General features: G+C 72.0%; 10 protein-coding genes. 2 read left to right on the top strand and 8 right to left on the bottom strand.

Annotated elements, in window-relative coordinates; translation table 11 throughout:
- Window positions 1-87 precede the first annotated feature (87 nt).
- Together Q2K21_RS07620 and Q2K21_RS07615 are read right to left on the bottom strand one after the other, a co-directional pair.
- Window positions 88-3,105 carry a putative bifunctional diguanylate cyclase/phosphodiesterase gene (locus Q2K21_RS07620; RefSeq protein WP_310767457.1) on the bottom strand — a complete coding sequence of 1,006 codons (3,018 nt, stop codon included), beginning with the start codon at window positions 3,103-3,105 and terminating at the stop codon, window positions 88-90.
- Window positions 3,106-3,645: 540 nt separating this feature from the next.
- The gene (locus Q2K21_RS07615) at window positions 3,646-4,587 is read right to left on the bottom strand and encodes a 2-hydroxyacid dehydrogenase (protein WP_310767454.1); all 942 of its coding nucleotides are present in this window, start codon (window positions 4,585-4,587) and stop codon (window positions 3,646-3,648) included.
- Window positions 4,588-4,662: 75 nt separating this feature from the next.
- Here Q2K21_RS07615 and Q2K21_RS07610 point away from each other — a divergent pair, with 75 nt between their 5' ends.
- Together Q2K21_RS07610 and Q2K21_RS07605 are read left to right on the top strand one after the other, a co-directional pair.
- Complete coding sequence (locus Q2K21_RS07610) at window positions 4,663-5,661, top strand: aldo/keto reductase (protein ID WP_310767451.1); 999 nt, start codon at window positions 4,663-4,665, stop codon at window positions 5,659-5,661.
- Between the two features lie 135 nt (window positions 5,662-5,796).
- Window positions 5,797-6,969 (top strand): PQQ-dependent sugar dehydrogenase, encoded by a 1,173-nt coding sequence (locus Q2K21_RS07605; protein ID WP_310767448.1) that lies wholly within the window; start codon window positions 5,797-5,799, stop codon window positions 6,967-6,969.
- Window positions 6,970-7,094: 125 nt separating this feature from the next.
- Here the strand turns inward: Q2K21_RS07605 and Q2K21_RS07600 are convergent, their stop codons facing one another.
- From Q2K21_RS07600 to Q2K21_RS07575, 6 genes are all read right to left on the bottom strand, one after another.
- A complete protein-coding gene (locus Q2K21_RS07600) occupies window positions 7,095-7,370 on the bottom strand; it encodes a DUF6191 domain-containing protein (RefSeq protein WP_386276032.1) in 276 nt (91 codons plus the stop codon).
- Window positions 7,371-7,417: 47 nt separating this feature from the next.
- Window positions 7,418-10,462 carry a helix-turn-helix transcriptional regulator gene (locus tag Q2K21_RS07595; protein ID WP_310780690.1) on the bottom strand — a complete coding sequence of 1,015 codons (3,045 nt, stop codon included), beginning with the start codon at window positions 10,460-10,462 and terminating at the stop codon, window positions 7,418-7,420.
- A gap of 263 nt (window positions 10,463-10,725) precedes the next feature.
- Entirely contained in the window at window positions 10,726-10,908 is a 183-nt protein-coding gene (locus Q2K21_RS07590) for a hypothetical protein (protein ID WP_310767442.1), read from the bottom strand.
- 209 nt (window positions 10,909-11,117) lie between these two features.
- Window positions 11,118-11,696, bottom strand: a complete 579-nt coding sequence (locus tag Q2K21_RS07585) for a hypothetical protein (protein WP_310767438.1) — start codon at window positions 11,694-11,696, stop codon at window positions 11,118-11,120.
- A 35-nt stretch (window positions 11,697-11,731) separates the two neighbouring features.
- Window positions 11,732-12,307 (bottom strand): GNAT family N-acetyltransferase, encoded by a 576-nt coding sequence (locus tag Q2K21_RS07580; RefSeq protein ID WP_310767437.1) that lies wholly within the window; start codon window positions 12,305-12,307, stop codon window positions 11,732-11,734.
- Entirely contained in the window at window positions 12,285-14,525 is a 2,241-nt protein-coding gene (locus tag Q2K21_RS07575; protein WP_310767435.1) for an MMPL family transporter, read from the bottom strand. Before Q2K21_RS07575 ends, Q2K21_RS07580 begins: the two co-directional genes overlap by 23 nt.
- Between the last annotated feature and the right edge of the window lie 84 nt (window positions 14,526-14,609).

Below are 14,609 nucleotides of genomic sequence, written 5' to 3'. Positions count from 1 at the left end.
TCATTCCCAGCTTCAGCCGACGCGCTGTCCAAGTACGAGAATTCGGGTGCGCATGGCACTGACCCTCCCCCCGGCACGCTGTCACTGTCAAGTGGGTGGGACGGGAGTCTCATTATGTGAGCGTAGAGCCGTTCCGCCGCCGAAGACGGCAGGCACACCGCCTGTGTACACCCCCGCACCCCCGACGGCGAACGCCGGCTCCACCGGGCCGTGCGGCACGGGGTAGTGGCCGGAAGTGAGTGCCCGACGCAGGCGGTACTCGTCCAGCGGCCCGGAGAACGCCGCGCCCTGCCCATGGGTGCAGCCCATCGCGCGCAGGGCGACGACCTGCTCGGGCAGGTCCACGCCGTCGGCGACCGACTGCAGGCCCAGGTCGGTGGCGATGCGCAGCAGCCCGCTGGTGATCTTGTGCAGCCGCGCGGACTCGACGACGCCCTCGACCAGGGTCCGGTCGAGCTTCACCACGTCGATGGGGAGCCGACGCAGTGCCGGGATGGCCGCGTAGCCGCTGCCGAGCCCGTCGAGCGCGATGCGGACGCCGATCCGGCGCAGGGCGCCGAGTCTGCGTTCCAGCTCGTCCAGGGACGCCCGCGGGTCGGTGTCGGACAGCTCGATCATCAGGGCGCCCGAGGCCAGGCCGTGCCGGGTGAGCAGTGCCTCCACGGAGCCGAGGGGCAGGGAGCGGTCGAGGAGGCGCCGGGCGCTCATCCGGACGACCACCGGCACGCCGAGCCCGGTGGCGGCGCGCTCGGCGGCCTGCTCGACGGCTTCCTCCAGCATCCAGCGGTCCAGTTCGGCGGTCTTGTCACTGTCCTCGGAGACGCGCAGGAACTCCGCAGGGGTGAAGAGCACGCCTTGGGAGGAGCGCCAGCGTGCCTGGGCGCTGACCGACGCGATCCGGCCATCGTCCAGCGACACCACGGGTTGGTGCAGCAGGGTGAACTCGCCGTCGTGCAGCGCGGCCCGCAACCGGGTGGCCAGCTCGGCCTTCCGTACGACGTCCTGCTGCATCTGGGGCGCGTACAGCTCGACGCGCCCCTTGCCGGCGGCCTTGGCGCGGTACATCGCGAGGTCGGCGTTGCGCAGCAGCTCGCCCGCGCCCAGGCCCGGCTCGGAGAAGGCCACTCCGATGGACGCGGCCACCCGGACGTCGTTGCCGTCGATGTCGTACGGCTGCGAGAGAGTGACCCTGAGCCGGTCGGCGAGTTCGACGATGTGGCGTTCGCGCGCGGCGCGGTCCCGGGTGCCGTCGCCGACGATCAGGGCCGCGAACTCGTCGCCGCCCAGACGTGCGGCGGTGTCGCCCTGCCGGACGGCGTCCTGGAGTCTGCGGGCGGCCTGGACGAGCAGCTCGTCCCCGGCCTGGTGGCCGATCGTGTCGTTGACGGCCTTGAAGCCGTCGAGGTCGATGAACAGGACGGCGGTGCCGCGGTCGGAGGAGCGGCGGCCGGGCAGGGCCTGCTGGACGCGCTTGGTGAACAGGGCGCGGTTGGGCAGGTCGGTGAGCGGGTCGTGCTCGGCGTTGTGCTGGAGCTGCGCCTGTAGGCGCACTCTTTCGGTCACGTCCCGGCTGTTGAAGATGAGGCCGCCGTCGTGGCGGTTGACGGTGGACTCGACGTTGAGCCAGCCGCCGCCGCCCGACCTGAAGCGGCACTCGATGCGGGTGGTGGGTTCCGCAGTGTGGCTGGCGGCGAGGAAGCGGCGCACTTCGTGCACCACGCAGCCCAGGTCCTCCGGGTGGATGAGCGCGGCGAGCTCGGTTCCGACGAGTTCCTCGGCGGGCCGTCCGTAGACGCCGGCGGCGGCCGGGGAGACGTATCTGAGGATGCCGCTGGGCGCGGCGATCATGATGACGTCGCTGGAGCCCTGCACCAGGGAGCGGAAGTGGTTCTCCTTCTGCGCGAGTTCCTGGGTGAGGGTGATGTTGTCGAGGAGCATGATGCCCTGGCGCACGACCAGCGCGAGCACGACGGCGCCCGCGGTGATCAGCACCACGCGGTCGACGCTGTGGCCGTTGAGGATGTTGTAGAGGATCCCCAGCGTGCAGACGGCGGCGGCCAGGTAGGGCGTGAGCGCGGCCAGCGATCCGGCGATCGGGCGGGTGACCGGGTAGCGGTCGTGGCCCTGCCCCTGCGGGACTCCCGCCGGGTGCCGGGCGTGGACCTGCTCCTGCGGGATCCCGTCGCCCAGGTCGGGGGCGAGCGCGTGCGGGTGCCCTCCCTGGAGGCCCGTTCTCCGTGGCCCCGCCTGCCGCTGTCCCGGTAGGTGTTCGTACACCACGCGCGCGTGCCCCTCGTCGCGCGGCTGCCCGTGCCGGACGCCGACCCAGGGGGCGTACGCGAGGAGCAGTGAGCCGGAGAACCAGCCCGCGTCAAGGAGCTGGCCCGAGCGGTAGCTGCTGTGCAGCAGCGGCGAGGTGAACAGGGCGTCGCACATCACGGTCAGGGCGAGCGCGCCGATGGCGGTGTTGACCGCGGAGCGGTTCACCGCCGAGCGCCGGAAGTGCAGGGCGAGCACCATGCTGATCAGGGCGATGTCCAGCAGCGGGTAGGCGAGCGAGAGCGCCGTGTGCGCGACGCTCGGCCCGTCGAACTTGGCCGCCTGGGCGAGCGCGAGGCTCCACGACAACGTGAGCAGCGAGCCGCCGATCAGCCACGCGTCGAGCGCGAGGCACACCCAACCCGCCTTGGTGACGGGCCTTTTGGCGAGCACGAGCAGTCCTACGATGGCCGGTGGAGCGAAGCAGAGGAAGAACAAGTCGGCACAGCTGGGCGAGGGGACGGGGCGGTCGAGGACGACCTCGTACCAACCCCAGACGCCGTTACCCAGGGCCGCCATGGCGGAGGAGAGCGCGAACAGCAGCCAGGCGGATCGAAAACGGCTGCGGCCACTGCGGGCGTAGAGGAGGCAGGAGACCGACGCGGTGCCCGCGGCGGCGCTCAGCCCGAAGTCGCCCATGAAGAGCGCGACACTCGCGGCGCCCCAGCCGAGCGCGGAACCGACGGCGTATCCCGCGCACACCAGGGCCAGAGCGAGTTGCGGAACCAGGCGCGTCCGGCCGTCGGGCACCGGACGGCGGGCCAGCACGGCTCCCGGGGAGCTCACCGGACCCTCCCGGTCCACGGCCCCACCGGATCCAGCTGGTCCCGGTGCGCCGGGTGGGCATGCCTATTGCGGCCACTGTGCCTGCGGTGGTGGTGATGGCCGACGTGACCGCCGTGGCCGCTGTGCCCGCTGTGGCCGCGTCTGCGCGTCGCTGCTCGCCAGGGTCGCCGCCCGCGACCCCGCCGCGTCGGATCGTTCGTCCATAGGCCGTGCATCGCCCGTCGCCCCCCTCGCATGTCTGAAAGTTCCGTCCCCGGCGCCGAACGGTGCGCGGCGCAGCCCCTGTCGGGACGATACACCAGTCTCGTCACTCAGGGACATAGCTCCTCTACGCTCCGTGACGACCAGCGTGGACGTGAGCACGTTGCGCGCACAAGAGAATGCGGAGTGTGCCCGAAGCGGAGGGGAGCAAACGGGAGACGACGCGTACGCCGGTGGTACGACCCGGGGCCGGCCCTTGCGCCCGAGGCGGAGCCGGGGCGAATCGTGCGCCGGACGGGCCGTCGCGACGGCCCTCCCCCGCCGTCTCCCCTCCGTCCGCTACGCGCCGGTCGTGAGTATCACGTTCTCCATCGGTTCTCCCAGCGCGAAACGGTTCAGCTGAGCGCTCAGAAGGCGCTTGGCGCGAGGCCAGAACGCCGCGGTGGGACCGCCGACATGAGGGCTGATCAGCACACCCGGCGCATGCCACAAGGGGTGCCCCTTGGGCAGCGGCTCGGGGTCGGTGACATCCAGGGCCGCCCTGATGCGGCCGGTCTCCAGCTCGGCCAGCAGCGCCTTGGTGTCGACGACGCCGCCGCGGGCGACGTTCACCAGCAGCGCGCCGTCCTTCATCCGGGCCAGGAAGTCCGCGTTGACCAGTCCTTTCGTGTCGTCCGTGAGCGGCGTGACAAGCACCACGACATCGGCGTCGGGAAGAAGTTCCGACAATCGGGAGACGGGATGCACAAAGCCGCGCGCCGACTCGCGCTCATGGCGCGCGACGCGCGCCACCCGCGCGAGCTCGAACGGCGCGAGCCGGTCCTCGATCGCGGCGCCCACGGACCCGTATCCGACGATGAGGACGGACGCGTCGGCGAGCGCCGGGCGGAACCCCGAACGCCATTCCTCCCGGTCCTGTCCCCGGACGAAGTCGGGGATGCCGCGCAGCGACGCGAGGATCAGGGTCAGCGCGAGTTCGGCGGTGCTGGCGTCGTGCACCCCGCGCGCGTTGCACAACCGCACGCCGCCGGGCAGGAGATGGAGGCCCGGCTGGACATGGTCGACGCCGGCGGAAAGCGTCTGCACGACGCGGACGGACGTCATGGCTGCCATCGGGCGCACCGCGACCTCACTGCCCTTCATATAGGGCACGACGTACAGCGCGCAGTCGGCGGGGTCCGCGGGAAACTCCTCCTCGCCATCCCAGAAGCGGTAGTTGAGGCCCTCGGGAAGACCCTCTATCTCGTCCGAACGGAACGGAAGCCACACATCGTCAGTCATGGTCAGGAGGCTATGCGAAGGATTCGGCGCCGCATTGGTTAGTTTGGGGTGCCAGGAAAGGGAGGGCACGGCCAGGTGGAGCGCAGGACGATCGGCGCGGCAACGCTCGAAGTGGGGGCCGTCGGACTCGGATGCATGCCGATGAGCTGGGCGTACTCCGGTTCACGGCAGCGCGGCGAGGAGTCGCTGCGGACGGTGCACCGGGCGCTCGACCTGGGGGTGACGCTGCTCGACACGGCCGACATGTACGGGCCGTTCACCAACGAACTGCTGGTGGGCCGGGTGCTGAAGGAGCGGCGCGCCGAGGCGTTCGTGTCGACCAAGGTCGGCCTGCTGGTGGGCGAGCAGCACATCGTGGCCAACGGCCGTCCGGGCTATGTGAAGCGCGCCTGCGACGCGTCGCTGCGCCGGTTGCAGACGGACGTCATCGATCTCTACCAGCTGCACCGCGCGGACCCGGAGGTCCCCGTCGAGGAGACCTGGGGCGCCATGGCGGAGCTGGTGCGGGCCGGAAAGGTGAGGGCGCTGGGGCTGAGCGCGATGGGCGTACGGGGCGGACGACGGACCGGGGCACGGCTGTACGACCAAACGATTCGGCAGCTGGAGCGGGTGCAGCAGGTGTTCCCGGTGAGCGCGGTGGAGGCCGAGCTGTCGGTGTGGTCGACGGAGGCGCTGGAGGCGTTGCTGCCGTGGTGCGCGGCGCGCGGGGTCGGCTTCCTGGCGGCGATGCCGCTCGGCAACGGTTTCCTGACCGGCACGCTGACCCCGGGCGAGGGTTTCGAACCGGACGACCTGCGTGCCCGGCACCCCCGCTTCACGGCCGAGATGATGGCGGCGAACCAGCCGATCGTGGCCGGCCTCAGACGGGTGGCGCGCCGTCACGGTGAGGACGTCACGCCCGCCCAGGTGGCGCTGGCCTGGGTACTGGCACAGGGACGGCACGTGGTGCCGGTACCGGGTGCCAAGCAGGAGCGCTGGGTCGCGGAGAACGCGGGCGCGGCCGGGATACGGCTGACACCGGAAGACCTGACGGAACTTGCGGTCCTGCCTACGGCACAGGGGTCCTGGGACTGAGGTCCAGGGGCTGTTCCCGGCCCGGGGACCCGGCCGGAAAGCGGTGGGTCGCCCGATCGCCGGTCGGCGGCCGGGAACCGGCGGGGAGCGGGCAGTGTAGGAAGAGGAGAAGCCCGCGTCGAAGGGACCTGGATCGTGCAACGTCGAGCTGTGACGGCCGTGCTGGCCGCGACCGCGTTCCTGCTGACGGCCGGCTGCTCCTCCGGTGGCTCCGGTGGCGGGGACATGCCGAGCGGCGGCGGGAGCGTCTCGTCGAGCGGTGCGGCACCCGGGGGATCGTCCTCCAGACAGGCGGCCGAAGAGACGCCGTCGGCGAAGGGCTCGGTCCGGGTGGTGCGTACGGTCGCCCAGAACCTCAAGACGCCCTGGGGCCTCGCCGCACTGCCCGGCGGCGGACTGCTGGTCTCCTCCCGGGACGAGGGAACGATCACCCGGATCGACGAGAAGACCGGGAAGAAGACGGAGCTGGGCGCGGTGCCCGGCGTCTCGGCCTCCGGCGAGGGCGGCCTGCTGGGCATCGCCCTCTCCCCCGGCTACGCCGCGGACCATCTGATCTACGCGTACCTCACGACGGACTCCGACAACCGCATCGTCCGCATGCTGTACGACGCGAAGAAGCCCGCCGGCCAGCAGCTGGGCGCTCCGGACACGGTCCTCAAGGGCATCCCCAAGGGCTTCATCCACAACGGCGGACGGATCGCGTTCGGGCCGGACGGGATGCTGTACGCGGGCACGGGCGAGTCGGGCAGCGGGGGTCTGGCGCAGGACCTGAAGTCCCTGGGCGGCAAGATCCTGCGCATCACCCCGGAGGGCAACCCGGCCCCGGGGAACCCGTTCCCCGACTCCCCCGTGTACTCGTACGGCCACCGCAATGTTCAGGGTCTTGCCTGGGACTCCCGACAGCGTCTGTTCGCCTCGGAGTTCGGCCAGAACACCTGGGACGAGCTGAACGCGATCAAACCGGGCGGCAACTACGGCTGGCCGGACGCCGAGGGGACGTCGGCCGACCCCAAGTACATCAATCCGATCGCCCAATGGCACACCGACCAGGCCTCCCCCAGCGGCACCGCCTACGCCGAGGGCTCGATCTGGATGGCGGGCCTGCGCGGCCAGCGCCTGTGGCGCATCCCCCTGAAGGGCACGAAGGCCTCGGCCGCCCCCCAGGCGTTCCTGAAGAGCACCTACGGCCGCCTCCGTACGGTGGTCGCGGCAGGCGGCGACAAACTGTGGCTGACGACGAGCAACACGGACGGCCGCGGCAAGCCGAAGCAGGGCGACGACCGGATCCTGGAGCTGGAGGTGTCGTAGGACGGGCAACGCGACTTCAGCCCCGACCGACCTCCGGGCCGGTCTCCGGGCCGACCTCCCGGACGATCTCCGGGGCAGCCGCCCGGAGATCTCCCGACCGGCCTCCCGTCCAGCCTCCGGGCCCCTCACCCGACCGACGGGCCGGTGTCCCCACCGACCTCCCGTTCAGCCTCCGGCCCCGTCACCCGACCGGCCTCCCGGCCGGTGTCCCCACCGGCCTCCCGGCCAGTCTCCCGCTCGGTGGGAGCCGGTGTCGGTGGGCGTATGACCACCGTGCCCGAGGCCAGGTCGATCGGGCCGCGGCCCGGGTCGCCGTCCGTCACGTCCACCCGGGTCAGTTCCAGGCGTTTCTTCTCTTCGTGGGTGTGCTTGCGGCCCGGTGCGAAGAGTTCCTCGAACATGTTGAACACGGTGCCTCCCTCGGCTCGGATTCCTGACGGCGCGAACCTCACCCCGCCGCCCGGACAGCGGGTGTCTCCGGTGGGAACAGCCGCAGCCGGTGGGCCACCGCAGCCGCCTCCCCTCGTCCTGAGACGCCCAGCTTTGCCAAAATGTTCGAGACGTGGACGCTGGCCGTCTTCGGGGAGATGAACAGCTCCTCGGCTATCTGACGGTTGCTGCGGCCGGCCGCGACCAGGCGGAGCACGTCCCGTTCGCGGCTCGTGAGCCCCAGGGACTTTGCCGGGTCGAGCGCGGCCGGTTCGGCGGTGCGCGTCGGCGTGAGGCGGGCGCGCCGGGCGAGCTGGGCGACCGATTCGGCGAGCGGCCGGGCACCGAGGTGATCGGCCACCGCACCGGCCAAGCGCAGCAGCTCGGCGGCCCGCTCGCGCGCGTCCTCGTCTCCGCCCGAAGCCAGCAGGGACTCGGCGAGGCGGTGGCGCACGCGAGCCAGGTCGTACGGGCGGTCCAGGGTCTCGAAGGCGGTCACGGCCTCGCACCAGTCGAACGGCGCGCCACACCCCTCGGCGCGCAGCAGCTCGGCGCGGACCCAGCGTTCGTACGCCTGCCACACCGGCACGTTCGTGGTGAGCGACTTGGCGCTCTCACGGATCCGCTCCAGGCTCTCCGCGCGGCCCGGCTCGGCGGCGGGCAGCCCGAGGGCGTCGGCCTCGGCCGTGGCGGCGGCCAGCAGCAGCGGCCAGCCATAGCGCTGGGTGCCCGGCGGAAAGCCCGCGCCGAGAGCCGCGTCGAGGGCGGCGCGGGCGTCGGCGAGACGGCCCTCACCGGCGGCGATCCCGATGGCGACGCGCACCAGCTTCAGATCGTGCTGGGGCATGGTGTCGTGGGTGCCGAAGTACTCACGGGCGGCGGCCAGTTGGCGCCCCGCATCGGCCAGGTCGCCCCGGGCGAGCGCGAGATGCGCATGGATCGTGGCGCGGAAGCCACGGGGCTTGGCGCTCTGACCGACGCGTTCCGAGGCGATCCCGGCCTCGGCGGCCTCGTCCCAGCGGCCCAGGGAGTAGAGAGACTCACCGAGGTTGCCCCACACCCAGGCCTCGGAGTCCGTCAGACCCAGTCTCCGGGTGACGTCGAGCCCCTCGCGCAGCACTGCGACGGCCTCCTGGGAACGGCCGATGCCCTCCAGATGGGAGGGCAGGTTCACATGGAGGCGGCCGGTCACATACGTGTTGCAGAGGGCCGCCGCCTGCTCCTTGACCTCGTACATCTCCGCGAGCCCGGTGTCGATGTCACCGGCCTCGACAAGAAGACCGCCCAGCGTGAGGCGCGCGTTCAGCTCGATGTCGCGGGCGCCCACCATGCGCGCGTACTCCACGGCCCGCTCGGCGGCCGAGAGCGCGTCGGCGCCCGGAGCGTGCATCATCGACCAGCTCGCGACCATGGCCAGCACCTCGGCGTGCACCTCCGAGGGCGGCAGTCCGCGCACCAGTTCCTGGGCGGTGGTGAGTTCCTGCCAGCCGTCGCCGCGGGCGGTGTTCTGCATCAGCCGGGAGCGCTGCACCCAGAACCAGGCGGCGCGCAGGGGGTCGTCCTCCTCCTCCAGGAGGCGCAGTGCCCGCTTGGTGATCTTCAGGGCTCGCTCACGCTCCCCGGACAGCCGGCCCGCGACGGCTGCCTCGGCCATCAGGTCGAGGTAGCGCAGGGGCGTGGCCTCCGGGTCGCAGCCACAGGGCAGGTAGACCTCGACGTGGTCCACCGGGCGCAGAGCGGCCCGCACCGCGTCGGGGGCGACATCCCACAGCTCCATCGCCCGCTCCAGCAGCCGCAGTTGCTCGGCGTGGGCGTGCCGGCGACGGGCCTCCACGGCGGCATCCAGGACGGCGGGCAGGGCCTTGGCCGCGTCGTGCGCGTGGTACCAGTAGCTGGCCAGACGGGGGGCTCGCTGGTCGGCCGGTACGAGGGTGGGGTAGGCCTCCAGCGCCTCGGCGTACCGCCGGTTGAGGCGGGAGCGCTCGCCGGGGAGCAGGTCGTCGCTGACGGCCTCGCGGACGAGGGAGTGGCGGAAGCGGTAGCCGTCGCCGTCGGTCGTGGCGAGCAGGATGTTGGCGCCGACGGCGGTGCGCAGCGCCTCGATGAGGTCGTCCTCGACCAGCCGGGCGACGGCGGCGAGGAGTCGGTACTCGACGGTGGAGCCGCCCTCGGCGACGATCCGGGCGACGCGCTGCGCGGTCTCGGGCAGCTTCTCGACGCGGACGAGGAGGAGGTCGCGCAGCGAGTCGGTGAGACCCGTGCAGCAGCCCTCGACGGCGGCCACCGCCAGCTCCTCCACGAAGAAGGCGTTGCCGTCGGAGCGTTCGAAGATCTCGTCGACCTGGGCCGGGTCGGGGTCGGCGGCGAGGATGCCGGCGATCTGACGCTCGACCTCCGCACGGTTGAACCGGCACAGCTCGATGCGGCGGACCGTACGGAGGCGGTCGAGTTCGGCGAGGAGGGGGCGCAAGGGGTGGCGGCGGTGGATGTCGTCGGAGCGGTAGGTGGCGACGACCACGAGGCGGCCGCTGCGCAGCGTGCGGACGAGGTAGGCGAGGAGGTGGCGGGTGGAGGCGTCGGCCCAGTGGAGGTCCTCCAGGGCGAGGACGACGGTGCGGCCGGCGGCGACCCGCTCCAGGAGACGGGCGGTGAGCTCGAAGAGACGGGCCATGCCCTCCTCGTCGTCCCGGGAGCCGCGGCGCGCCTCGCCCAGCTCGGGCAGCAGCCGGGCCAGCTCGTCCTCCTGCCCGGCGGCGGCCGCGGCGAGCTCCTCGGGGAGCTGCCGGCGCAGGGCGCGCAGGGCGGTGGAGAACGGGGCGAAGGGCAGCCCGTCGGCGCCGATCTCGACGCAGCCGCCGAGCGCGACGACCGCGTCCGCGCGGCCCGCCGCGGCGGCGAACTCCTCGATCAGCCGGGTCTTCCCGACACCGGCCTCACCGCCGACGAGCAGCGCCTGCGGCTCGCCGGCGCGGGCGCGGGCGAGCGCGTCGTGCAACACCCCCAACTCATCGGCACGACCGATGAATACGGGACTGACGGACCTGGTCTCCACGCTCCCGAGGATGACACGGGCCTCCGACAACGCGGCACCGAATATCCCCACCCGTGCCCTGGAACGCTCGGACTGCGGCACCGGGGCGGGGAGGGCGGCCCCCGCCATGACTGCCGGGGCGGGGAGGGCGGCCGCCTCGGCGTCTGCCGGGGCGGCCGTGGTGGCGGATGGGTCGGGCCCGGCGCGGGCCCGCTCATGACGCGGGCGGCCGACCCCCGTACGGCCACCCTCGCGGGGCGCGTCGTCCGTGTCGCCGTACTCCCCCGCCCGCTCGCTCATGCGGCGCGGGCGACACGGGGCCGACGACGGTGGCCATGGGCCCGGCCCTCCGGTTCGGGTTCCTTGGCGGTCCTGTGGGCGGCGCGGCGCAGGCGCAGGGCCTCGCGGCCGATTCGGTACTCCTCCGCCGCGCGGATCAGCTCGGCGGAACGGATCTGCTGGAGCTCGTACTCGATCATGTCGTGTCCCCCATGAGACGTCGGTTTCCGGCTTCGCTTCCTGCGATGCCTCAACCTTCGTCTCCCAGGCGGGTCCGCCACATCGGGAGACTTCCGCATCTTCGCGGCGGACGGGGGCCTTAGCCGCGCGAAGGGGGGTCCCAGGGCCTCCCTAAGGATCCTCCGGAAGCCCTAAGACCTCTGAGGGCCCGCTAAGAGTCCGCGCCGTATCAGCTCGCGGACGGCAGTCCGAGCAGGATGTCGGTGTACTTGAGGACGGCCAGCAGCAGCCCGATGCCCCCCAGTGCGACGCCGCCCCAGGCGACGGACTTGATCCATGGGGCCTGCGGCTTGCCGGGCGCGCCGAAGGCCGGGCGCGCGAGCACCACGACGCCCACGATCAGCGCGGCCAGTGCGAACAGGCCGCCCCACAGCGCGGTGGTGTGCCAGGCGTCGCCGTACACCTCCTTGATCTGTGTGGCGACGCTCGCCGAGGACGAGGTCCGGAGCTGGCCCACGAGGGTCTCGCGCGCGGAGGCCACGGTGGCGACCCAGCCGCCGGTGAGGGAGACGAGGCCGAGGCCCGCGGAAACGACCGCCCCGGCGCCCTGGCCCACTCCGGAGGGGCCCTCCGGTGCGGTCTCGCCGGGCCCGTCCTCGGCCGGGGTCTCCTCAGCCGTCCCCTCGACCATCTCCTGAGCTGTCTCCTGAGCCGTCTCCTCGGCCTCGGTGGCCTCCGCCTTCTCCTCGTCGTTCGTCGCCTCGGCGCCGGTCTCGGCCGCGGCCTCGTCAACTGTCTTGGTTCCCATGCCCCGCACCGTACGGAGGCTGTCTGAGAGGTCCCTTAATGATCGTCGCGAGCGCTGCGCGCGCGTGCCGCCCGCCACTCGGACGCGAGCACCGACCAGACCTCGGTGTCCTGGCGTACGCCGCGGTACAAAAAGTCCTCCCGCAGCACACCGTCACGGCTCAGGCCCAGCCGTCGCGCCACATTGAGGCTCGGTACGTTGGCGGACGACGCCTGCCACTCCACCCGGTGGATGCCGCGCTCGTCGACCGCCCAGTCGATCAGCACCCGTATCGCGCGCGTGACCAGTCCCCGCCCGGTCGCCGCGGGTTCCAGCCAGCAGCCCACCTCGCAGTTGCCGCCCTCGGCGTCGAAGACGCGGAAGAGCACACCGCCGACCAGCTTCCCCTCCAGCCACAGCCCGTGCAGGCCGCCGTTGTCGGCGGCCTGCTTGTCGGCCCACGTCTGAAGGACGGCACGGGCGGAGTCGACATCCGTGGCGTTCGTCCCGAACGGGATGTGCTCGGTGATGAACTCGCGCCCTCGGTCGAGGTGTGCCAGGAACTCCTCGGCGTGCCAGGGCGCCAGCGGCCGCAGTTCGGCTCCGTCGTCACCCAGGGATATCGCGTACATCCTGCTGCCGCTCCTTCACCAGTACGTCCACCAGCACGTCCTCGTCAGCGCGCCGCCCCGGAATCGTCGCACGGCACTCTGGCGGTTCGATGCTGATACGCGGCAATCGGCGCTCCAGCCAGGACGGCAGCCACCAGTTGGCGCCGCCCAGCAGGTGCATCAGGGCGGGGACGAGGAGCGTGCGCAGGATGAAGGCGTCGAGGGCGACGGCCGCGGCGAGCGCGATGCCGAACATGGCGATCACGCGGTCACCGCTGAGCACGAAGGCGAGGAAGACGGAGATCATGATGACGGCCGCCGAGTTGATCACCCGGCTGGTCTCGGCGAGGCCGACGCGCACGGCCCGCCGGTTGTCGCCGGTCTCCAGCCACTCCTCGTACATGCGGCTGACCAGGAACACCTGGTAGTCCATGGAGAGCCCGAAGAGTACCGAGACCATGATCACGGGGAGGAACGGCTCGATCGGACCGGCGCGGCCGAGCCCCAGCAGCTCGCTGCCCCAGCCCCACTGGAAGATCGCGACCACCACACCGAACGCGGAGGCGACGGCGGCGACGTTCATCGCGGCGGCCTTGAGCGGGATGCCCAGGGACCGGAAGGCGAGCAGGAGCAGGACGCAGCCCAGTCCGATCACCACGCCCACGAACAGCGGCAGCTTGCCGACGATCACGGCGGCGAAGTCGTCGTAGCCGGCCGTCACCCCGCCCACGTGCAGGTCGAGCGAGGTGCCCTGCTCGGCGCGCGGCAGCACCTCGGAGCGCAGCCGGTGCACCAGGTCGCTGGTCTGCCGGTCCTGCGGGGCGGAGTCCGGGACGACGGTCAGGTACGCCGTGTCACCGCTGGTGTTGTACGTCGCCGGGCTCACCGAGGCGACGCCCTTGGTGGCCGCGAGCGTGCTGTCCAGGTTGTCGAGCGCGAGCTTGTCCTCGGCGCCGCCGACGTGGGTGACGAGGGTGAGCGGGCCGTTGACACCGGGCCCGAAGCCCTCGGCGAGGCGGTCGTACGCCTGCCGGGTGGTCGACGACTTCGGGTCGTTGCCCTGGTCGGAGGTGCCCAGGTGGAGAGAGAGCGTGGGCAGCGCGAGGACGGCCATGACGGCGAGGGCGACGACGCCGAGCTTCTTGGGGTGGCGTTCGACGAACGCGGACCAGCGGGCGGCGAGCCCGGTCGGTACCTCCGGTTCGGGCCCGTGCTCGTACAGTCTGCGCCGCTCACGCCTGCTGAGGGCGCGCGGGCCGATGAAGGACAGCAGGGCGGGCAGCAGGGTCACGGAGGCCGCGACGGTGAGGATGACGGTCAGACAGGCGGCGACCGCGACACCGTTGAGGAAGCCGAGTCGCAGGATCAGCATGCCGAGCAGCGCGATGCACACGGTGGCGCCCGCGAAGACGACGGCCCGGCCGGTGGTGGCGACGGCGCTCACGGCGGCCTCCGCCACCGGGACGCCCCGCTTCAGGTTGCGGCGGTGTCTGGTGACGATGAACAGCGCGTAGTCGATGCCGACGCCGAGCCCGATCAGCATGCCGAGCATGGGCGCGAAGTCGGCGACGGTCATGGCGTGTCCGAGCAGGCCGATCCCGGCGTACGCGGTGCCGACGCCGATCAGCGCGGTCGCGATGGGCAGCAGGGAGGCGGCGAGCGAGCCGAAGGCGAGGAAGAGGACCACAGCGGCCACGACCACGCCGACGATCTCGGCGAGGTGCCCGCCCTGCGACTGGGTGAGGCTGATGGCGCCGCCGCCGAGTTCGACCTCCAGGCCGCCGGTCTCGGCGGCCTTGGCGGTGTCGACGACGGCCTGGGCCTCGCCCTTGCCGATGTTCTCGGTCTGCTGGTCGAAGGTGATCGTGGCGTAGGCGGTACGGCCGTCACGGCTGACCTGGCCGCCGTGACTGCCCTCGTAGGGGCTGGTGACGGAGGCGACGCCGGGCAGGTCGGCGATCCGGTCCAGGGCGCGGGTCATCGCCTGCTCGACGTCGGCGGCGTTCACGCTGCCCGGGCTGGTGTGCCAGACGACCGTGTCGCTGTCGCCACCGAGGCTGGGGAAGCCCTTTTCGAGCAGCTGGGCGGCGCGGTTCGACTCGGTGCCGGGGACGGCGTAGTCGTTCGAGTACGCGGAGCCCGTGGCGGCCGCTGCGGCGCTGACACCGGCGAAGGCGATCAGCCAGAGCAGAACGGTGACGAGGCGGTTGCGTACACACCAGCGTGCAAGGGCTGCCACGAACGTGCTCCCGGAGGTGTTTGGTGGATCTTTGACCGGGAACAGCAGCTGATGAAACTGAACAGCCCGCAAAGAACGCTTGAG

The organism is Streptomyces sp. CGMCC 4.7035 (genome assembly GCF_031583065.1).
GTDB lineage: Bacteria > Actinomycetota > Actinomycetes > Streptomycetales > Streptomycetaceae > Streptomyces > Streptomyces yaanensis.
Note: the sequence above shows the minus strand (reverse complement) of the source record. Positions and strands in the feature narration are given on the sequence as shown.